Below are 20,348 nucleotides of genomic sequence, written 5' to 3'. Positions count from 1 at the left end.
GACCTGATGTACAGATAGGCAAGCCGTTATATAGAAGCGTTCTCAAAACATAGTGAACCACTAAACATCACAAGGCGCATTTGCGAGTGCGCCTGATGATGGCACTCGAAAAATATAACGGGCAGGAAATCATGGCCGACATCTACCGCATCACAGTCAAAACCAAAACAGGCGAGACGCATGAAGGCCTGATGAAGCGATCTCAGCCAGAGATTATTAACGGCTTCATCGGCGTAGCCAGAGAGGACGGATCATGGGTATACCTGGCACCTGATAACGTGCAGGAGATGGAATACGTGCCCGAGCCTGAAGTTGAAGAACAAACATCTTAAGGAATGACTATGGCGACCGAATCAAAAACTGGCCGCCCTTCTGATTATCTACCAGAGGTGGCTGCTGACATCTGCTCACTGCTTGCCGATGGTGAAAGCCTGCGCAAGGTGTGTGAGCGTCCAGGCATGCCGAATAAGTCGACTGTCTTCCGCTGGCTTGCTCAGCATGAAGAGTTTCGCGACCAATACGCGAAAGCCACGGAGACGCGCGCCGACGCTATTTTCGAAGAGATGTTCGATATCGCTGACACAGTAGCTGAAGAGGCTGCCGCAGTAGGTAAGGCACGACTTCGAATTGATACCCGCAAATGGGCGCTGGCCCGAATGAACCCTAAGAAGTATGGCGACAAGGTCAGTCAGGAGATCGACCATAAATCATCTGACGGCACTATGGCTACAAAGCCAACGACGATTCGCTTGGTAGGAGTTGACCCAGACAATGGAAAGCCAAGTTGACCTCCAGATACCAGCAAAGTTAGTCCCGGTATTCGCTACCGAAGGTGTTCGCTATCGTGGTGCTCACGGCGGCCGTGGTTCAGCAAAGACGCGCACCTTCGCATTGATGACTGCTGTCAGGGCCTATCAGGCGGCAGAGGCCAATATCAGTGGCGTAATACTTTGCGCTCGTGAGTATATGAACTCTCTGGAAGAATCCTCCATGGAGGAGGTCAAGCAAGCTATCCGCTCGGTGCCGTGGCTTGATGATTACTTCGACATCGGCGAGAAATACATCCGGACAAAGAACCGCAGAGTAAGCTACGTATTCTGTGGTCTACGCCATAACCTCGACAGCATCAAATCAAAAGCGCGAATTCTTGTAGCTTGGGTTGATGAGGCCGAGTCGGTGACCCGACTCCTACATGGACAGTAGCAGCTAACGAGTTTGCCACGACGATTCAGTGTCCGTTCACCATTCTCTTTGGTCAGCAGACCGGGCGTCTTGCTTCGGATGAGGACAAGACGGACTGGGCCAAGCGCTGCAACGGTCGCCGATGGGGTTTCATGTCCGACTTCATCTCCCGCGTCATTGAGCGTTTCTGGCAGATTGGCGTCATCGACCCGCCGAAGTCTGGCGAGGTAACGCTCGCATGGTCTGACCTACTCGCGCCGAGTGAGAAAGAGAAGATTGCAAATATGCAGGCGATGGCAGCCGTTGCCAAAGACACTCAGGCTGCGTTCGGCACTCCGGCGATAACGGAGAATGAAATCCGTGCTGTCGGTGAGCTTGAGCCAATCAGTGAACCAGAAGAGCCTGCCGGAGCCGCAACGACAGACCCGCTGACAGGTGAACCAATTGAACAACCGACAACGACCGGGCAGCCCGATAATTCCGCGCAATAAAGCCGACCCAACGCAGTCCTACCGAACGGTTAACCGAATGTTCCGGGATATCGAGAATCGCTATTACCAGATAAAGAAGGCACTGAAGCAGTTGCTCGATGGGTATCTGGTCGGCAGGGAGCGGAGTGGCAATTCGCTGTACGGGTACATTCTGGCGAGAGAAGGCAGTAAGCCAGACACACTCTACCAGGTGAATGCGGGCACCTTCATCTATGACATGTCGCCACAGCAACTGTCTGACCTTTTACTGCGCATAGAAACGATTCTGGACGACTATCTCCTGGAGGGTGGGAATAACAACCTTTGGGCGCTTCAGTACGTTTCTGATGAGTATCAGCGCGGCACGTTGCAGGCGTTCACCAATCTGTCAGCACAATCGGCTATCTATGAGCAGTCAACGACGCTTCAGCAGTTGCTAAGCAGCCCGGCGTATCAAAACCAGGTTGCAGCGGCCTATATCTCCACTTACAGCGAATGGCGGGGAATAACTGATGCTGCCCGTGCTGACCTGTCGAACATCGTCGCTGATGCGATAGGCCGTGGCGTTAACCCACGAGAGACGGCAAGCCTGATTAGCAAGCGCCTGGATGTATCTATGAGTCGGGCCAAAACGATAGCTCAGACGGAGCAGGTTGGCGCTTTACGGCAGGCTCAGTGGTCAGAAGCAGAATGGTCGAAAGAAAGGCTGGGGCTTAACGCTGCGCTGCTGTGGATATCAGCCCTGAAGTCGACGACACGCCCTTGGCACGCTGCTCGACACGGGAAGACCTTCACAACGGAAGAAGTGGAGGCTTTCTATGCTCAGAATGGAAACCGGTACAACTGCTATTGCAGCCAGATCCCCGTGTTACTTAATGATGACGGAGCCCTATTTAACGAAGGTCTGGCCGAAAAGTTATCTAAAGAGCGCCAAAAATGGAGTGGGATACCATGAGCCCTATGAACAGGGGAAAGCTTTCATTAAATAACCAAGCACCAATCTAGCTCCAGGGTCTGCCCGATCCTGAGGATTATTCTTCAGCCCCTGACCAACAATATCTGATATTTGACCTCTTGTTACGGTTCCCTTAGGGCATATAGAAGTGTCTCTCATTGTGTCCCATACGCCAGCGACATAACCCAAATATTCATTAGCTAATTCATAATCGGCGCTTGAGGCGGATCCGTTATCGGTACGGGTATACGCCTGATATTTCGTATAGAGATCATTCCCCGTCAAAAAACCGGCATTACATACGCTGCTAACGGAGAGCAGAGCAGCAAATATCACTTTTTTCATTTTTATATCCCAGAAAGGTAAAACATGAGACTCAACAGTATTCATGTAAAAAGCCTCGCCATCAACTCTTCAAACATCTCAACTGAAACCATCGACGGTGACGAGCATATCGTCATTCGTGGCGTCGTGCCTGTCGTGGATGACGTTGTCATGAATGGCGGGTTGTATCCGGCTGAGGAGATTAACAAGAGCTTTAAAACGCTCGAAGGCAACCCGATGCCTTTCGGGCATCCGAAGATTGGCAACGAGCACGTCAGCGCCACTAACCCGCGAGCGGTTAATCAGTTCCACGTCGGCGCATGGGCTGAAAACGTCCGCAAAGACGGCGACCGTGTCGTCATGGACATGAAGGTCAACAAGCGTATCGCTCAGTCCAGCGAGAAGGGTAAGCGCCTCATCGAGCGTCTTGATGAGCTTCAGGCCAACTCAAACGCTGAGCCGATTCACGTATCTACCGGGCTCCTGCTGCGCCGCGAGCAGAACAGCGGCAAATCGAAGGGTAAGAGCTACTCATGGGTCGCTCGCAATATGCAGTTCGACCACGTAGCCATTCTTCTCGATGAGCCTGGAGCCGCAACCCCTGAAGAAGGTGTCGGCATCTTCGTTAACGCAGACAACTCCCAACAGGAAGTAAGCGTAGAAAACGCAGACCTCGCGCAGGCATCGAACTGCACCAGGGAAGGACTGCTTAACAAGACCAAATTCTTCTTTACCAACGCATCAAATTTCTCATTCGACGATATCCAGCGGGCTATTAGCGACAAGCTCCGTGAGGGTCGTGACAACGATGATTGGGTATGGCCGGAAAGCGTATGGCCGGACTCCTTCGTTTATCGGGATGCAGATAAATATTTCAAACAGAAGTACCTCATCGACGATGACGGCAAGGCTCAATTCGTCGGCGAACCTGTAGAAGTCGTGCGCAAACCACCTGAGTACGAAATTAAAACCAACGGAGAAAGAGATCCGATGAAAGACATGATTATCAATGCGCTGAAAGCCGCTGGTAAGCCGACAGAAGGCAAATCAGAAGCTGAGCTGCTGGATGCGTTCAACCAGATGGCTGTTGAGAAAGCAGCTTCTAAAGGTGAGACGCCGGAAGAAAAGGCTGCTCGCGAGAAGAAAGAGGCCGAAGAAAAGGCCGCCAAAGACAAAGCCACCAATAGCGAAGAAGCACCGGCATGGTTTAAGCCCTTTGCCGACAAGCTGAGCTCTATCGAATCCGGCCTGACCGCTAACGCCGACCAGGAAAAAGCGACCAAGCGCGAAGCGGTTAAAGCCAAGTTCAAGCTCGACGACATGGCAGTCAACCGATACGCCAACGGATACACCAACCGATACGCCAACGGATACGCCGACGGATACGCCAACGGATACGCCGACCGATACGCCAACGGATACGCCGACCGATACGCCGACGGATACGCCAACCGATACGCCGACGGATACGCCAACGGATACGCCAACGGATACGCCAACGGATACGCCAACGGATACGCCGACCGATACGCCGACCGATACGCCGACGGATACGCCGACCGATACGCCAACCGATACACCGACGGAAACGCCGACCGAAACGCCAACGGAGACGCAGACGGCGCCGCCCAAATTCTGGTAAGCGCTATCCACGCTGGCGGAGCGACCGCCAGCGTTAATTCCATAAAGGAGGAAATATGCAAAATGCAGCACGGGCAGGCGATGCCATCAGCCACGGCGGTGCCATTTCCAACGGTTCCGGGAATGTGTCCATCAATGGCGCGCCAGCGGCCATGCAGGGAGCCAGCAGCGCGAGCTGTTCCATTCACGGCGCGTCAGCCGTTTCATCAGGCTCAGGATCGGTCTTTATCAACAATAATCCCGCCGCCAGGACAGGCGACGCCACGGGCTGTGGCGCGGCTATCGCCAGCGGCTCCGGCGATGTCTTCATCGGCTAACCATTATGCAGATACGTTTCATCTGGCCCGCCAATGGCGGGGCAATCACCCTGAATGAGCAGCATGACGCGGCCTGGCTTGATATCGACAGCGGCGAGTTTATCCCTGCCGGGGCCAGAGAGAGAACTAACGTGCTGTGCTTTTCACTGCGCGGAACGCAGCCTTACATGACGCTCGCGGCAACGGATTATGTCTGTTTCGCCGGTCATGAACGCCTTGCGCCCGGGCAGCCTTACCCTCTGCGCTACGGCCTGACGGTGCAGGCCGGGCGATATGCGCTGCAGGTGGCGATGGCGCAGGAAACGGATGCCGCAGGATTGCCGGAAAACGCCGATGAATGGGCGGTGCGCGAGGTCGACGCGCTTCTCTCCCGCAGCGTGCGCTATGTCGACTGGCAAGGCCCGCAGGAGACACGCGCTGACGACGACATCCTGAAAAGACTGGAAAACGAATATAAACGCTTTCTGGCCTGGGGCGCGCAGCGGCGTGATGCCACGTCTTCGCCTGCCCCTTCGCGACTGCGACTGAAAGAGGCCGCGTCAGACATTGCGCAGCTTCGCGAACAGATGAAAGAGAAAACGCTCACCGAATGCATTCTGGGATCGTCGGCGCTGATAGCACAGGCGCTGGAGACGTTATCGGGCCTTGAGGCGGACCCCGAACTGTTTAGCGCGCCGCGGTATGACATCCTGAAAATGCTATCGCCGGATGCGCAGCACATAAAAGCGCCCACACGGCTTCCCGCTCTGACGGTGCGGGAATTCCATCAACCCGATCTGGATAGTTTGCTCTGAGACTCACAGGGATGACCATGACGACAGAAATCACGTTTAAGGACTTACTTAATCGCGCGGCGTTTGACGCCCATTTCAACGCAACGACGAGCCGCTTAAAAGCGCAGCCTGATAACAGCGCGGCGCGCGAATTGCTGTTTAAATTTTATTGTCTCGAAGGCGACTGGCATAACGCTCTGACGCACCTGGAGATACTGAAAGCGCTCGATGCGGAATATACAAAGCGGGTGGAGCTTTATAAAAATCTCGTTATGAGCGAAATATTACGCGCCCGCGTGCTGGCCGGTGACATTACGCCGGCGGGGCTTACGGAGCCGCTGCCGGAATGGGTCGCGCTGCTTCATGAGGCGAACCGGCAGTTCGCTGCTGGTGAAGACGAGGATGCCGAACGCCTTCGTCAGCAGGCATTCGACCTGGCACCGCTTACGGCGGGCGAAGGCGAGGAGATAGCCCCGTTTAGCTGGATAGCCGACAGCGACGGGCGGCTCGGGCCCGTGTGCGAATTTATCTGTGCGGGAGGGTACCGCTGGGTGCCGTTTTCCGCGCTGCGTGCGCTGAAGATCCACCGTCCCGTTGACCTGCTGGATCTGCTCTGGCTGCCTGCGCAAGTGACCCTCGCTGACGGGCAGTTTCAGGGCTATATCCCGGCTCGCTACCCGCTGACGCCGCAAGCGACGCAGGAAACCCTTCTCGGCAGCCTGACCGACTGGCAGCCGGTCAGCGAGTCGCTCTGTATCGGGCTTGGCAGAAAGATGCTGATTACCGATAACGCGGACTATGCGCTGCCGGATCTGCGTGAGCTTCGGTTTTATTAAGGCTGGGCGATGGAGAGAAAAAAACAGTTCGCGCCGACGCTACTTGACCGGCTGCTGGATGAGGAGCCAAAAGCCCGCCACGAGGCGCATGACGCGAGTTTTATTAATGCGCGTCGCTACCGGCAGTTAGTGCTGCGCGATATTGATGTGTTGCTCAACAACACCAATATTGAAGCGCTCATCGACCCGGTGCGACACCCGGCGGTGGTTAATTCGGTGATTAATCACGGCCTCGCGCCGCTCTCCGGGAAATATGCGACGCCGCAAAGCTGGACGATGGTGGAGCAGGCTATCCGCAACGCATTATTGCGCTTTGAGCCGCGTATTATCCCGTCGTCGCTGGTGGTAAGTCCGAAGCGGCAGTCCGCGCCGGGTACAACGCTGTGGTTTGAAATAGCGGCGTTGCTTTACTGGCAACCAGAACCCGTCGGGTTTGCGGTCAGCGGCAGTTATGATACCGAAACGGAAAAAACGACGCTGACGGCGTTATAGAAAAAAGAGGCGTCGCGCCTCTTTTTCATTACCGTATAACAACGGTGGAGAATAAAGGTGCCAAATCCATCTGGCGAGGGTAATAATCCGTTACGGTCAATGCTGTTATTTACAGCGCGCCATTAATTAATGCGCAAACGGAAATAACAAACACGCTGATTTGCGAAAGGATAAAAAATTTCGCACCGAAACTATATTCCATGTTTTGCTCTCCCGGAGCAGGTCAGAGGCTGTATTTCGTCAGAATGTCATTAGTTGCGGGACGTTATAATTACAGTGCCTTAATGGCGCGATATCCCGTCAACGATGACTGCAATGCAAATAATAAAAAAGCCGCGGAGTGAGTGCGGCTTAAAACCTGTATTCAGGTGGCTGGGGATAGTAGGAAATAACCCAACCTTAATCAAGCGATGGGTCAATATTCCCTGAAAAACCACTATATTTTGTAGCCGTACTCCTGCGGCGACGTTATGGTTTTTACGCCACCACGAACCGGTTAACCAGCTGCGACATGGTTTCAGACTGATTATCCAGCGTCTGGCTGGCCGTCGCGGCCTCGGAAACCAGCGCGGCGTTCTGCTGCGTCACCTGTTCCAGCTGGTTTAGCGCCTCGTGCACCTGAGATACGCCAAGCGACTGTTCCGCCGCCGCGCGGGCGATATCGCTGATAAACGTCCGCATCCGGGCGGTATTGGCGACTGCGCCATCCAGCGCCTTGCCGGAAGCATCGACATGTTCCACGCCTTCGCCGATTTTCGCCATGTTGTTCGCCACCAGCTCGCGGATAAGCCCAGCCTCGCGGGCGCAGCGCTGCGACAGCGTGCGCACTTCGGAAGCCACTACCGCAAAGCCGCGCCCCAGTTCTCCGGCACGCGCCGCCTCCACCGCGGCATTGAGCGCGAGCAGGTTAGTCTGGAAGGAAATGTCGTCAATCGAGCCGACAATCCGCGAGATCTGCTCGCTGGAGGCCTGAATATCCGCCATGCTCTGGCGGGCAGCGTGCGCCACCGCGCTCGCGCTCTGCATCTCTTCTTCCATCAGTCGCGTCAGGCGCTCCGCCTCATGGGCGTTATCGGCCGTCTGGGTAATAACCGTCGTTATCTGCTCCATGCTGGCGGCGGTTTCCACCAGCGATGCCGCCTGTTCATCCGTGCGCTGCGCCAGATCCTGATTGCCCGCGGCGATACCGGCGCTGGCGTGACGCAACACGACCGCACCGGTTTTTATTTCAGCGACGATCCGCTGAATATCTTCAATGGCGCGGTTGTAGGCGCGGTTCAGGGCGGAGAGTTCATCGCTGCCCGGCACGTCCAGACGGCGCGTGAGATCGCCCTCCATGCCGTCAATGGCGGTGAGCGTCGCATGCAGCTGACGATGGATGCTGCGCGCCACCACGACGGCGAAACTCACCGCCACGATAAGCGCCAGCAGAGTGATGGCGAGAAAGCGCTGCCAGCCTGCGCGGGCGTCGCTTGCAAGCTGGCCTGCTGTGGCGAGAAGCTGCGCGGAAGCGGCGTTCTCCAGTGTGCGCAGGGTATCGATACGCTGCGTCTGTGCGGTAAACCAGCTCGCCGGTGACACGCCAAACCCGCCGCTCGCGGCTTTCCCGAACGCTATCTGACGCAGCGCCAGCGCGCGGGTCGTTGACGGCAGCGCGAGTGCGGCGTCAATCCGCTTCACGCCCTCAGCGTCGGAAAGCTGGCGCGAGGCGGCGAGCCACGCCTGCTGTTTGCCCACCACTTCGCTCAGGCGCGCCAGCTGGTCATCTGCAAAACGATCGGCGAAGAAAATGCCGGAAAGGAGCGCGCGCTCAACGCCCGCCTGTTCTTTCATACTGAGCAGGCTGTAGTAAACCACCATCTGATTCACAATCACTCCGGCGTGGCTTAAGCGCGTACTGCGGCCCACCAGCTCCAGCACGGTGCTGATGGTGTCGGTATAAAACGCAACACCCTGCGGCGCGGGAACGGAAAGGGCGGTTATCTGCTGGCGCGTGTCATCGAGCATCGACACCCGCTGGCGGAAGGCGCGGATGGCTTCGCCCACGCTGCCTTTCAGGCTCTCTTCATCGGTGTTTTTCATGGCGGCGTTAAAGGCCGCCAGCGCGCTGTCCGTCCGGGCGCGCTGTGCGGTGAGCTCACGGCTGAACTGCGCGCCGCGGCTGCCCAGATAACCGGCGCTCAGGCCGCGTTCTTTTTGCAGCTCATGCACCACATCACCGGCGCTTTTCGCAAGGCGCGTCACTTCTTCGACGTTGCGCATCTGCCGTTCGGTATCGATGCGCGACAGCATCCCGGCACCCGCCAGCCAGAGCAGCGCAATTAATAACGGTAAAAGCGCGATGGCTAATTTGGTTTTCATAGAGAGGCGATATATCCATGACATTAGCGTCATTCCTGTGTTGCGATAGAAATCGTTATATTTCCTATCGGTAAGACAAATTAGATGCTTTAATCGCTGCCGCTGCGTTTGAGGCCAAAAAATAACTCAAAAGAGTTATTCTGATGATCCAGAATAAAAAAAGGCGAGTTATTGTTTTCAGAAAAGATAAAAGCCAGCGATAAATGGCTGGCTTTTACAGGCAGGGGGTTCCTTGTTTAAGGTAAATTCCCTTAATCAGTCAGGAGCCGGTCAGGCGTAACGCGGTTTTCAGGCGGCCCAGATTTCTCCATTCAGGCGCACCAGTTCAGAGAGCGAGCCGCCATCGGCGGTAAATTCACGAATGCGGTGTACGTCGCTGTCGTTATTCTTAACATAGCGGTGGATCGCCTCCAGCGCGCTGCTGGCGTTCAGCGGGCGGGCATAGCGCTCAAGCTTGTCGAGCAGGCGCAAAATATCCTCCCCGATGGTGCGTTGCTCGCCAGTGCTAACATCCGTCAGCGTACCTTCCAGCCCATAGCGGCAGGCCTGGAAACGGTTAAACCGGTAAATCAGGTAATCCTCAGCCTTATGTTTATAAGGGCGCTCATCCAGCAGCCAGTGGGAAATCGCCTGAATAAATCCGGCGATATTAATGGCGCGTTCCAGCGTTAATGGCGTATCCATTACGCGCACTTCCACGGTGCCAAAGCCGGGGCTTGGGCGAATATCCCAGTGCAAATCTTTAATCGACTCCACCACTTTCGTGCCTTCGAGACGCGCGTACATCTTCTCGAACTGCGTCCAGTCGGCGGCAAACGGGGCCGGGCCGTTATCCGGGAAGGCCGAGAAAATATTGAGTCTTGAGGAGGCAAAGCCGGTATCTGCGCCCTGCATATACGGCGAAGACGCCGACAGCGCGACAAAATGCGGCACGAAACGCGACAGCCCGTGCAGCAGATACATCGCCTCTTCCCCGTTGCGACAGCCCACATGCACATGCTGGCCAAAGACGGTGGCCTGCTTGATGAGATAGCCGAACAGCTCCAGCGTGCGGGCGTAACGCTCGCTGGAACATACTTCCTGGCGCTGCCATTTCTGAAACGGATGCGTACCGCCGCCGCTTATCATCAGGTGATATTGCTGGGCGCAGGCGAGAATTTCACGCTGCATGGCAGCGAATTCCGCGGCTACCTGGTTGATATCGCGACAGACGCCGGTCGCGATTTCCAGCATGCTTTCGGTGATATCGTGCTTCACTTCACCCGCCGTGACGCGGCTCTCCAGCGCGCTAATCAGCGTTGAGGAATCCTGGCTTAAGTTAAAACCGGGCGGGCTGACCACCTGGAGCTCCAGTTCAACGCCCAGAGTGTAGGGTTCGGAAGGGGCAAACGGTTTAAGGGGCATGGGCAGCTCGCTTATCAGTAAAGGGTTCTGCTCCAAGTATAGTCATGCAAAATCATCCAGTTGCGGTGAAAACGCTCAGATAAAACCGAGTTCCTGTGCGCGGTTTTCCCGCTGCGTTATCGCTATCTTCCTGGTTTCACTCCTGATATAACTTTTTATTAACAACCATCAGGAGGAGTGCTTGTGGCTTATTTCAACCATTACGATCAGCAGGTCGGCGCGCCAGTGCCGGGCTGGAAAGGCGCACGGATGCCTGAGCGCACAACGCTTGCAGGGCGCTACTGCACGCTGGAACCGCTGAATGCCGACGCGCACGCCGCCGCGCTGCTGGCGGCCTATCAGGACGCGCCGGACGATCGCGACTGGACATGGCTTGCAAGCGATCGCCCCGATACGCTCGCGCAGTGCCATGAATGGGTGGCGCAAAAAGTGATGGATCCGTCGCTGGTGCCTTTCGCGGTGATGGATAACGCGCGCGGCGAGGCGGTCGGGCTGGTCTGTTTTATGCGCATTGATAAGGCTAACGGCGTGCTGGAAATAGGCCACGTAACCTGGTCGCCGCGCATGAAAAACCGCGTCACCGGCACCGAGGCGCTGTGGCTGTTGATGCGCGACGCCTTTGAGCACGGTTTCCGCCGCGTGGAGTGGAAATGCGATTCGATGAACACCGCTTCGCGCCGCGCCGCTGAACGGCTTGGCTTCACGTATGAAGGGCGACTGCGTCAGATGATGGTGCGTAAAGGGCGCAACCGCGATTCCGAATGGTTTTCACTGCTTGATAGCGAATGGCCACAGGCCGATGCCGCGCTGCGCGCCTGGCTGTCGCCGGAGAATTTCACCGCCGACGGTATACAGAAACAGCCGCTCAGCCACTTCCGGGCGCGTTCACCAGCGTGAGGATCTGCTGCGCCTCCTGACGCCAGTGCAGTGTAAAGCACTGCGTTTGTGCGAACGGCCCGAGCGGGCAGGCGAGGCGCAGCGTTAAGTATTGATCGCCCAGCGCGACGACTTTCGCGCATTCGAAACCGAACCAGTCGCCCACCTGCGGAAACAGCGCTTTAAAGAGGCTCTCTTTGGCGGAAAACGCGAGCGTCAGGGCGCTGGCGAAGGGCAGCGGCGTGCGGGTCAGCAGCGCGCGCTCTTGTGTGTCGATAATACCGGGCGCCAGCTCGCGCGCCGTCTGCGCGTCCATAAGGTTTTCAACGTCGATCCCGATGCCGCCCGGCGTGGCGATAACCGCCGCCCAGGCGCGGTGGCCGGTGTGCGTAATGCTGCCGGTGAAACCCGCAGGCCAGCGCGGCTCGCGGTGCGCGCCGATGCCGGGCGGGGAGAATGGCGCGCCCGCCGCCTTCAGTGCGGCGACGGCGGCGATACGGCCCGCCAGATGCTCGGCCTGACGCCGCGCAACGGCATTCGCCAGCATGGCGTGGTGCGGCAGCCACAGCAGATCGGCAGGTGTGAAAGTGTCGGGTGAGAAATCAACGCGCCAGAGCAGTTGCCCGGCAAAGGTCAGTGAAGTGAGAGTGGTTTGCATCGGAAAAAGGCGGGCATCGCTGCCCGCCGTTGTCATTATCAGAAATGAGTGTTGATGCCCATGAACCAGGTCCGGCCCGATTCGTTATAGGTTTCCGCCCCCGCGCCATACATCCAGGCGTTGGTTTTGGCGTTACCGGTGGTCTGGGCGTTGCCCGCGCGCCAGTGACGCTTGTCGAAGACATTATCAACGCCCGCCGTCAGGCTGACGTTTTTGGTCACATCCCAGGTGCCGCTGAGGCCGACGATGCTGTAAGGGCTGACTTCATTGGTGCCGCTGTCGGTCACGCGCTCGCCCTTATAGTTGTACATCTTCGGCTTCTGACGGCCATACCAGGTGAGCGTGCTTTGCAGCGACAGATCGTCTCGCACCTGCCAGCTCAGCGTTGAGTTCAGCGTAAATTCCGGGATGATCGACAACCGATCGCCGGTGGTTTTGTTCTTACTCTGCAACATCCAGGTCAGGTTATTGCTCCACTGAACGGTATCGGTCACCGGCAGGTTTAGCGTGCCCTCAAGCCCTTCCACCACAGCTTTCGGCACGTTCTCCCACTGGTAGAGATCCGTTTTATTGCTGATGGCAGTGACGCGGGTATAACCGGCTTCGATCTTGTCGTGGTAATCGTTACGGAACCAGGTCAGGCCCGCCTGATAGCCATCCTGCTTATACTCAAGGCCAATCTCTTTGTTGACGCTGGTCTCCGCCTTCAGGTCTTCATTACCCATCAGGTAGCAGCCGGTATTAGTGGCGCTGGCGTAGCAGCCCTGGCCACGGCTGTAGAGAATATAATTTTCGTTGGTCTGATAGAGGCTCGGCGCTTTGTAGGCGCGCGCGATGCCCATTTTCAGCGTGACCGCGTCGGTCAGCGCCTGCGTCAGGTTCAGCGCCGGGCTCCAGTTGTTGCCAACGATGGTATGGTGATCGAAGCGCAGCGACGGGGTCAGCGTGGTGCTGTCGGTGAGCTGCATGTTGTCTTCCGCGAACAGCGAGAAGATCTCCGCTTTGGCATACGGGCTACGGTTAGTGGAATCGACGCCAGGGATAGCGCCGCCGCTGGTGGAGCCGGTCAGCGCCTGCGCGGTGGAGGTGCCATCCTTCATACGTTGCTGATTCCATTCGGTGCCGAGCGTCAGGTTCTGGTTCACCAGCCAGTCGAAGGGAATGCTCACTTCGCTGTGCAGAAGCACGTCGCTCAGGTTGATATCGGAGAATTTCTCGCTGTTGAACAGCCCCTCCAGGCCGCCCGTCAGCCCTTCGCCAAGACGCGAGTTGCGCGTGTGTTCATACTGGGCGTAAGTGTTGGTGGTTACGCCGTTATCCCACCCGCCGGTCCAGGTGACCGCGTAGTTCTGGCGATAGAGACGGTTGGTCTCCTTGCCATAGTATTTTTTCACCAGTCCGTTGGTGCTGTTGTCGTTGTTGGTGTTCTGGGTGTCGCCCGCGTAGAGGTTGCCCTGGCGGCTGTAGCCCGCTTCAAACTCCAGCGCCTGCATCGGCGCGAATTCCCAGCGTACCTGGCCGTTAATATCTTTATTCACCACCCCTTCGCGCCCGGCGGGCAGGGTATCGGCGTAGCTGCCGGTGCGCAGTGATTCATGCCCGGCGTTGATGTCCTGCGCGTCGGCCTGGGTTTTCGCCAGGTTCCCGTACAGGCGGAAACTGACGCTGTCGCCAAGCGGCCCGGTGAGGCTGAAGTTGGTGCGTTTGGTGGCGCCTTCGGCTTTGTGTTCCGGCACGTCGAAGTAGCTGTTCCAGCTGCCGTGCCAGTCGTTGCTGCTGCGTTTGGTGATGATATTCACCACGCCGCCCGCCGCGCCGTTGCCGTAGCGTGCGGCGGCAGGGCCGCGCAGCACCTCGATACGCTCGATCATCTCCGGCGGCACCCAGGCGGTATCGCCGCGGCTGTCGCGCTCGCCGCGCCAGCCCTGACGCACTGAATTACGGCTGCTGACCGGTTTGCCATCAATCAGGATCAGCGTGTTTTCCGGGCCCATCCCGCGGATATCGATCTGGCGGTTGTTGCCGCGCTGGCCGCTGGTGGAGTTGCCGGTCAGGTTGACGCCAGGCATGGTGCGGATGATTTCCGACACATCGCGCGCCGGCGGGTTTTTGCGGATTTCATCGGCGGTAATGGTCGAGACGCCCGGTGCCTGAAGATTTTGCTGTGCGGCGGTGACGACTATCGTGTCATCGCCATCCGTTGCGTTGCCATCCACGGGAGCGGTGCTCTCCTGCGCCCAGGCGGGCAGCGCAGCGCCATACATCCCAAGATTAATCAGCATCGCCAGAGAGAGAGGGAGCTTTTTATTCATTTTGTATCCTGCTGTCTGTGCTGCGGCCCGGAAGTCCTTCCCCAGTGGGGCAGGGCGCAGCAGGGAATAGGCCAGAGCCGCTATACGCAAACCCCGCTCGTCCCGGAGCGGCAGCGCGCAAACGTCTGGCTGGGTTAATGTTTTTTGAGTGAAAGACGCGCTTCCCACAGCGCGCCAATACGCTATTGCAAATGCAAATAATTATCAATAATATTATCATCAAATTATCAGGATTGACGTCATTCCATGATATTTATCAACACTAACAAGGAGTTGGGCAGTGGCGGAGCACGCGGCGGGAAGTGATGCCTGGTGGCAGGCGAAGCAGGCGCAGGGCATTCCGGAGATTTCCGGCACGGCGTCGGGCACCTGCTGCGTGACGTTCTGGTGGCGCGATCCGGCAGGGGATGAAAGCACGTCCGATACAAAGCGCGTGTGGATTTACCTCACCGGTATCACCGATCACCACAAGCCCTCCGCGCCGCAGTCGCTTACGCGTCTGCCGGGCACCGACGCCTGGTACTGGCGCACCGAATTAGACGCCGCCTGGCGCGGCAGTTACTGTTTTATCCCTTCCACAAACACCGATGATTTCGCCCCCGACGCCTTTGCTGACGTTCCGGCGCGCCACGCGCTGCGCGAAGGCTGGCGCGCACTGCTGCCGCAGGCCATTCCCGACCCATTCAACCCGCACCACTGGCGCGGTGGCCGCGGCCATCCGATGAGCGCGCTGCATCTGCCAGACGCGCCCGCGCAGCCAGGCTGGGAAGAAAAAGTCGTGCCGTACACGCCCGCGCAGGAATTTCTCTGGCACAGCGAGCGGCTCGGCAACGCGCGTCGCGTGTGGCTGTTTACTACCGGCGGTGATGACGCGCCCCTGACGCGCCCGCTCGCTATTTTGCTGGATGGCCAGTTCTGGGCGAACAGCCAGCCGGTGTGGCCCGCGCTCCAGGCGCTCACCGATCGCGGCGTTCTGCCGCCTGCTGTTTATCTGCTGGTGGATGTGATTGACACCGCGCACCGCAGCCGGGAACTCCCCTGCAACGCCGTGTTCTGGGAGGCGCTGTGGGAGGAATTACTGCCGCAGGCGCGTCATTACACGAGATGGCGTGACGCGCCGGACACCACCGTAATTGCCGGGCAGAGCTTCGGCGGGCTCGCCGCGCTCTATGCGGCGCTACGCTGGCCGCAGCGCTTCGGTTGCGTACTGAGCCAGTCCGGTTCTTTCTGGTGGCCAACGCGCGAGGCGAGCGGTGAGGGCGGCTGGCTGGTTGAAGAGCTGGCCGCAGGCCGCTTCGATCCGCGCGGGTTGCGCATTTATCTTGAAGCGGGCCTTCATGAGCCGCTCATTTTGCAGGCGAATCAGCGCCTGGTCTCTTTACTGCAACGCACACAGCCGCCGCTTTTCTGGCGTCAGGTGGAGGGCGGCCACGACGCGCTTTGCTGGCGCGGCGGCCTGACCGACGGTCTCGCCGCGCTCTGGGCCGCTACACCCGCCCCGACGCCTTTTTCAGGACAGGAGTGACGTATGGAATTCAGCAATCCCTTCGATAATCCGCAGGGCCGTTTCTGGCTGCTCGAAAATCACGAAAAACAGATAAGCCTCTGGCCGGAGCCGTGCGCGCTGCCGCCGGGCTGGCGTGTGGTGGCCGCGCCACAGCCTCCGGAGAGGTGTGAGGCGTGGCTTAATGAGCACGGTCAGGCGCTGCAGCCTGCCGATTTCGCCCACCGCAACGAGACCCGAGGTTAACGTGACGGATATAACTCTTTCCCCTGTGGAGCAGGCCACGGCCGCGCTGCCGCTGGTGGCGGCGCAGCCGGGTATCTGGATGGCTGAAAAACTCTCCAGCCAGGCCAACGCCTGGAGCGTGGCGCATTACGTCGAGCTGAACGGCACGGTTGACGCGCCGCTGCTGGCGCGCGCCATCGTGGCGGGCATGATGGAAGCCGACACGCTGCGAATGCGTTTTGAGGAGCGCGACGGTATCGTCACGCAGCGGTTTGACGCATCGCTCACCTTTGCCATGCCTGAAATCATCGATCTGCGCCACGAAGCCTGCCCGCAGGCCGCCGCTCAGCGCCTGATGCATGCCGATCTGGAGCAGGATCTGCGCGTCACTCGTGGCAAACCGCCGGTGCATCATGCGCTGCTGCGTGTCGGCGAGACGCGCTGGTTCTGGTATCAGCGTTATCATCATCTGGTGGTGGATGGTTTTAGTTTTACGGCCATTACCCGCCGTATCGCCGATATTTACGGCAGCCTGCGCCGGGGTGAACAGCCTGACGCCTCGCCGTTTGTCCCGTTTAACGAGGTGGTTAATGAATACGCGCGCTATCAGGCATCAGACGCCTGCGCACGCGACGCCGCCTTCTGGGCGCAGCAGGTGCGCGACCTGCCGCCGCCGGCGACGCTCTCTGACCAGCCGCTTACCGGGCAATCTTCCACCACCTCGCTGATTCGCCGCTCGCTGCGCTTTGATGATGCGCATTTCGCTGCGCTTATGGCAAACAGCGGCGGGCTGACCGCGCCGGATATGGCGCTGGCGCTGGTGGCGCTCTGGCTTGGCCGCCTGAGCGGGCGTGACGCCTACAGCGCCGGTTTCATCTTTATGCGCCGCATCGGCTCGGCCGCGCTGTGCGCCACCGGCCCGGTGCTGAACGTGCTGCCTTGCCCGGTGCGCATTGCGCCTGAGCAGACGCTGGCGCAGTTCGCCGCCGCCTTTGCGAAGACGCTCAAAACGCTGCGCCGTCATCAGCGCTATGACGCCGAGCAGGTGCTGCGCGACGCGGGCAGAGTGGCGCAGCAGACGCCGCTCTATGGCCCGGTGCTGAACCTGAAAATGTTTGATTACCGGCTCGATTTCGATGGCGTGGAGGGGATAACCCACCAGCTCGCCTCGGGGCCGGTGAAAGATCTCGAAATCGCGCTCTATATTGACGAGCAGGGCGGCGTGACGCTGGAACTGCTGGCCAATCAGCAGCGCTATGATGCCGCGCAGATTGAGCGCCATCTTGCCCGTCTGCCGCATCTGCTCACACAGTTTGCCGCTGAACCTGAGCTTGCGTGCGCGCAGGCGGATCTGCTGGATGATAACGACTACGCACTGATTGCGCGTGTGAACCAGACCGCCGTGCCACTGCCGCAGGAGACGCTCAGCAGCCTGCTGGCGAAACAGGCGCAGGCGACGCCGCAGGCCCCGGCGCTTGCGGATGCGCGCTATGCCTTTACCTATCGTGAAATGCGTGAGCAAGTGCTTACGCTTGCGTCAGAGCTGGTGCGTCGCGGTGTTAAGCCAGGTGATATCGTGGCCGTCGCGCTGCCGCGCTCGGTGTTTCTCTCGCTGGCGCTGCAGGCCATTGTGGAAACGGGCGCGGCCTGGCTGCCGCTCGATACGGGCTACCCGGACGATCGCCTGCAAATGATGCTGGAGGACGCTCGCCCGGCGCTGCTGATTACCGCTGCCTCAGAGCAGGGGCGTTTCGCGCATCTCCCGAGCCTGCCTGTGTTCTGCTACGACGCGCCGCTGCCGGCAAGCGATCCGCAGCCGCTTTTGCGCTCGCGCCCGTCGCACACCGCCTATGTGATTTTCACCTCCGGCTCCACCGGGCGGCCGAAGGGCGTCATGGTCGGCCAGACCGCCATCGTCAACCGGCTGCTGTGGATGCAAAGCCAGTATCCGCTCGGCGCGGATGACGTGGTGCTGCAAAAAACGCCGTGCAGTTTTGATGTGTCGGTGTGGGAGTTTTTCTGGCCGCTTATCGTCGGCGCGCGGCTGGTGATGGCACCGCCGCAGGCGCACCGCGATCCGCAGGCGCTTCAGGCGCTGTTTGCGCGCTGGCGGGTGACGACGACGCATTTTGTGCCGTCGATGCTGGCGGCGTTTGTCGGCGCGCTCACTTCTGAAGCGGCGATCGACGCCTGCGCGTCGCTGCGCCAGGTGTTCTGTAGCGGCGAGGCGCTGCCGACGGCACTGTGTCGCGACTGGGAGCGGCTCACCGCCGTGCCGCTGCATAATCTCTACGGCCCGACGGAGGCGGCAGTGGACGTGAGCGGGTATCCGGCTTTCGGTGCGGCGCTTTCGCAGGTGACGGGGGCCAGCGTGCCGATTGGCTTCCCGGTCTGGAATACCGGCCTGCGCATTCTCGATGGCCGGATGCGCCCGGTGCCGCCGGGCATGGCGGGCGATCTCTATCTCACGGGCGTTCAGCTGGCCCAGGGCTATCTTGGCCGCCCGGATCTGACCGCCAGCCGCTTTATCGCCGATCCGTTTGTACCCGGCGAGCGGATGTACCGCACCGGCGACGTGGCGCGCTGGCTGCCGGACGGCGCGGTGGAATATCTCGGGCGCAGTGACGATCAGCTGAAAATCCGCGGCCAGCGCATTGAGCCTGGCGAGATTGACCGCGTGATGCTGAGCCTGCCGGATGTGGCGCAGGCGGTGACGCACGCCTGCGTGCTGAATAGCCATGCCGAAACGGGCGGCGATGCGCGCCAGCTGGTGGGTTATCTGGTTTCCGCCTCCGGCGCTACGCTGGATGTGGCCGCACTGCGCGCGCGCTTAAGCGAACTGTTGCCCGCGCATATGGTGCCGGTGACGCTGCTCCAGTTGCCTGCGCTGCCGCTCAGCGCCAACGGCAAGCTGGATCGCAAAGCGCTGCCGTTGCCGCAGCTTGCGGTGCGTGAGCCGGGCAGAGCCGTAGCGCCGGGCAGCGAGACGGCAATCGCCCGCGCTTTTTCGGAACTTTTAGGTGTGGAAGTGACCGACGCGCAGGCGGATTTCTTTGCGCTCGGCGGCCACTCGCTGCTGGCGATGCGCCTGGCGGCAAGGCTCACGCGTGAGCTGGAGCGGACTGTTACGGTCGGGCAGGTGATGGTGGCCTCGACGGTGGAAAAACTCGCGGCGGCCGTGGCGGAACAACGCGACGCGCAGGCGGGATTTGGCGCTATTTTGCCGCTGCGTGAAGGCAACGGGCCGACGCTGTTCTGCTTCCATCCGGCGTCGGGCTTCGCCTGGCAGTTCAGCGTTCTGCAACGCTGGTTGTCACCGCGCTGGGCGATAACGGGCATTCAGTCGCCGCGCCCGGACGGGCCGATGCAGCAGTGCGCGTCGGTGGATGAACTGTGCGACCGCCATTATGCGACGCTTCGCGAGCAGCAGCCGCACGGGCCGTACTGGCTGTTTGGCTATTCGCTCGGCGGAACGATTGCACACGGCGTCGCCGCACGGTTACAGGCGGCGGGCGAGGAGGTGGCGTTCCTCGGATTGCTCGACACCTGGCCGCCGGAAACGCAAAACTGGCAGGAGAAGGGCGGACGCGAGCTCGACCCGGAAGTGCTGGCGGAGATCGAGCGCGAGCGGGCGGCGTTTGTGAGCGCGCAGCAGGGGCAGGGGTCGACGAGGCTTTTTGAAACCATCGAAGGCAATTACGCCGACGCGGTGCGGCTGCTTTCTACCGCGCGCAGTACGCGCTTTGAAGGTGACGCGACGCTGTTTGTCGCCGAACGCACCGTAACGCCGGGCCTTAACCCTTACGAGGCGTGGGCACCGTGGACGCGGGCGCTTGATGTGTACAGTGTCGATTGCGCGCATGTGGAGATTATCGCCCCGCAGGCATTCGAGGTGATTGGCCCGGTGTTGCGGGAGATTCTCGGGTAGGTTTTGTGTAATTGGGTGGGTACATCGGTGGGTGCGCTTCGCTTACCCACCCTACGCACATGTTGTGAGTGTTGTAAAAAGGTGGGTGCG

16 protein-coding genes and 3 pseudogenes are annotated in these 20,348 nt (G+C 59.3%); 14 read left to right on the top strand and 5 right to left on the bottom strand.

The window, feature by feature from the left end; genetic code table 11:
* Window positions 1-131: 131 nt before the first annotated feature.
* The 5 genes and pseudogenes from G6041_RS09815 to G6041_RS09795 all read left to right on the top strand — a co-directional run bounded on the left by G6041_RS09815 (window position 132) and on the right by G6041_RS09795 (window position 2,607).
* Window positions 132-332, top strand: a complete 201-nt coding sequence (locus tag G6041_RS09815; RefSeq protein ID WP_041460730.1) for a hypothetical protein — start codon at window positions 132-134, stop codon at window positions 330-332.
* Between the two features lie 9 nt (window positions 333-341).
* Window positions 342-788 carry a ubiquitin carboxyl-hydrolase gene (locus G6041_RS09810; RefSeq protein ID WP_041460581.1) on the top strand — a complete coding sequence of 149 codons (447 nt, stop codon included), beginning with the start codon at window positions 342-344 and terminating at the stop codon, window positions 786-788.
* Window positions 772-1,182, top strand: a pseudogene (locus tag G6041_RS09805) (phage terminase large subunit); the annotation flags it as partial. The gene G6041_RS09810 and the pseudogene G6041_RS09805, both read left to right, overlap by 17 nt.
* Window positions 1,179-1,673: pseudogene (locus G6041_RS09800) on the top strand (DUF1073 domain-containing protein); the annotation flags it as partial. The pseudogenes G6041_RS09805 and G6041_RS09800, both read left to right, overlap by 4 nt.
* Before the next feature lie 37 nt (window positions 1,674-1,710).
* Window positions 1,711-2,607 (top strand): phage minor head protein, encoded by an 897-nt coding sequence (locus tag G6041_RS09795; protein WP_012125404.1) that lies wholly within the window; start codon window positions 1,711-1,713, stop codon window positions 2,605-2,607.
* Window positions 2,608-2,610: 3 nt separating this feature from the next.
* Here the strand turns inward: G6041_RS09795 and G6041_RS09790 are convergent, their stop codons facing one another.
* Entirely contained in the window at window positions 2,611-2,997 is a 387-nt protein-coding gene (locus tag G6041_RS09790) for a Rap1a/Tai family immunity protein (RefSeq protein WP_124813642.1), read from the bottom strand.
* Here G6041_RS09790 and G6041_RS09785 point away from each other — a divergent pair.
* The 5 genes and pseudogenes from G6041_RS09785 to G6041_RS09765 all read left to right on the top strand — a co-directional run.
* Window positions 2,977-4,263: pseudogene (locus G6041_RS09785) on the top strand (DUF2213 domain-containing protein); the annotation flags it as partial. The gene G6041_RS09790 and the pseudogene G6041_RS09785 sit on opposite strands and share 21 nt — an antisense overlap.
* 365 nt (window positions 4,264-4,628) lie before the next feature.
* Window positions 4,629-4,889, top strand: a complete 261-nt coding sequence (locus G6041_RS09780) for a PAAR domain-containing protein (RefSeq protein ID WP_012125401.1) — start codon at window positions 4,629-4,631, stop codon at window positions 4,887-4,889.
* Between the two features lie 5 nt (window positions 4,890-4,894).
* On the top strand, window positions 4,895-5,683 hold the full coding sequence (locus G6041_RS09775) for a TagK domain-containing protein (protein WP_012125400.1): 789 nt from the start codon (window positions 4,895-4,897) through the stop codon (window positions 5,681-5,683).
* Window positions 5,684-5,700: 17 nt separating this feature from the next.
* Window positions 5,701-6,498, top strand: coding sequence for a type VI secretion system accessory protein TagJ (locus G6041_RS09770; protein ID WP_041460579.1), 798 nt, complete (start codon window positions 5,701-5,703; stop codon window positions 6,496-6,498).
* A gap of 9 nt (window positions 6,499-6,507) precedes the next feature.
* The gene (locus G6041_RS09765) at window positions 6,508-6,990 is read left to right on the top strand and encodes a type VI secretion system baseplate subunit TssE (protein ID WP_007848162.1); all 483 of its coding nucleotides are present in this window, start codon (window positions 6,508-6,510) and stop codon (window positions 6,988-6,990) included.
* Window positions 6,991-7,467: 477 nt separating this feature from the next.
* Here G6041_RS09765 and G6041_RS09760 read toward each other — a convergent pair whose 3' ends face one another.
* Together G6041_RS09760 and G6041_RS09755 are read right to left on the bottom strand one after the other, a co-directional pair.
* A complete protein-coding gene (locus G6041_RS09760) occupies window positions 7,468-9,375 on the bottom strand; it encodes a methyl-accepting chemotaxis protein (RefSeq protein WP_041460578.1) in 1,908 nt (635 codons plus the stop codon).
* A 264-nt stretch (window positions 9,376-9,639) separates the two neighbouring features.
* Entirely contained in the window at window positions 9,640-10,755 is a 1,116-nt protein-coding gene (locus tag G6041_RS09755; RefSeq protein WP_012125397.1) for a YbdK family carboxylate-amine ligase, read from the bottom strand.
* Window positions 10,756-10,938: 183 nt separating this feature from the next.
* On the opposite strand from G6041_RS09755, the gene G6041_RS09750 reads away from it, so the two are divergent.
* The gene (locus G6041_RS09750; RefSeq protein WP_041460577.1) at window positions 10,939-11,652 is read left to right on the top strand and encodes a GNAT family N-acetyltransferase; all 714 of its coding nucleotides are present in this window, start codon (window positions 10,939-10,941) and stop codon (window positions 11,650-11,652) included.
* Here the strand turns inward: G6041_RS09750 and entD are convergent.
* Window positions 11,621-12,289: an enterobactin synthase subunit EntD gene (gene entD, locus G6041_RS09745; RefSeq protein WP_165756520.1), complete on the bottom strand. Its 669-nt coding sequence runs from the start codon at window positions 12,287-12,289 to the stop codon at window positions 11,621-11,623. The genes G6041_RS09750 and entD overlap by 32 nt on opposite strands.
* Before the next feature lie 38 nt (window positions 12,290-12,327).
* A complete protein-coding gene (locus tag G6041_RS09740) occupies window positions 12,328-14,601 on the bottom strand; it encodes a TonB-dependent siderophore receptor (protein WP_032990172.1) in 2,274 nt (757 codons plus the stop codon).
* A gap of 280 nt (window positions 14,602-14,881) precedes the next feature.
* On the opposite strand from G6041_RS09740, the gene fes reads away from it, so the two are divergent.
* The 3 genes from fes to G6041_RS09725 are packed head-to-tail and all read left to right on the top strand — an operon-like array spanning window position 14,882 to window position 20,258.
* Window positions 14,882-16,126, top strand: a complete 1,245-nt coding sequence (gene fes, locus G6041_RS09735; protein ID WP_012125393.1) for an enterochelin esterase — start codon at window positions 14,882-14,884, stop codon at window positions 16,124-16,126.
* Window positions 16,127-16,129: 3 nt separating this feature from the next.
* Window positions 16,130-16,351 carry an MbtH family protein gene (locus G6041_RS09730; protein ID WP_004385540.1) on the top strand — a complete coding sequence of 74 codons (222 nt, stop codon included), beginning with the start codon at window positions 16,130-16,132 and terminating at the stop codon, window positions 16,349-16,351.
* Between the two features lie 25 nt (window positions 16,352-16,376).
* On the top strand, window positions 16,377-20,258 hold the full coding sequence (locus tag G6041_RS09725) for an enterobactin synthase subunit F (RefSeq protein ID WP_012125392.1): 3,882 nt from the start codon (window positions 16,377-16,379) through the stop codon (window positions 20,256-20,258).
* Window positions 20,259-20,348 lie beyond the last annotated feature (90 nt).

The organism is Cronobacter sp. HA18003 (genome assembly GCF_011605905.1).
Taxonomy (GTDB): domain Bacteria; phylum Pseudomonadota; class Gammaproteobacteria; order Enterobacterales; family Enterobacteriaceae; genus Cronobacter; species Cronobacter sakazakii.
This window is presented reverse-complemented; position numbering and strand designations above follow the sequence as displayed.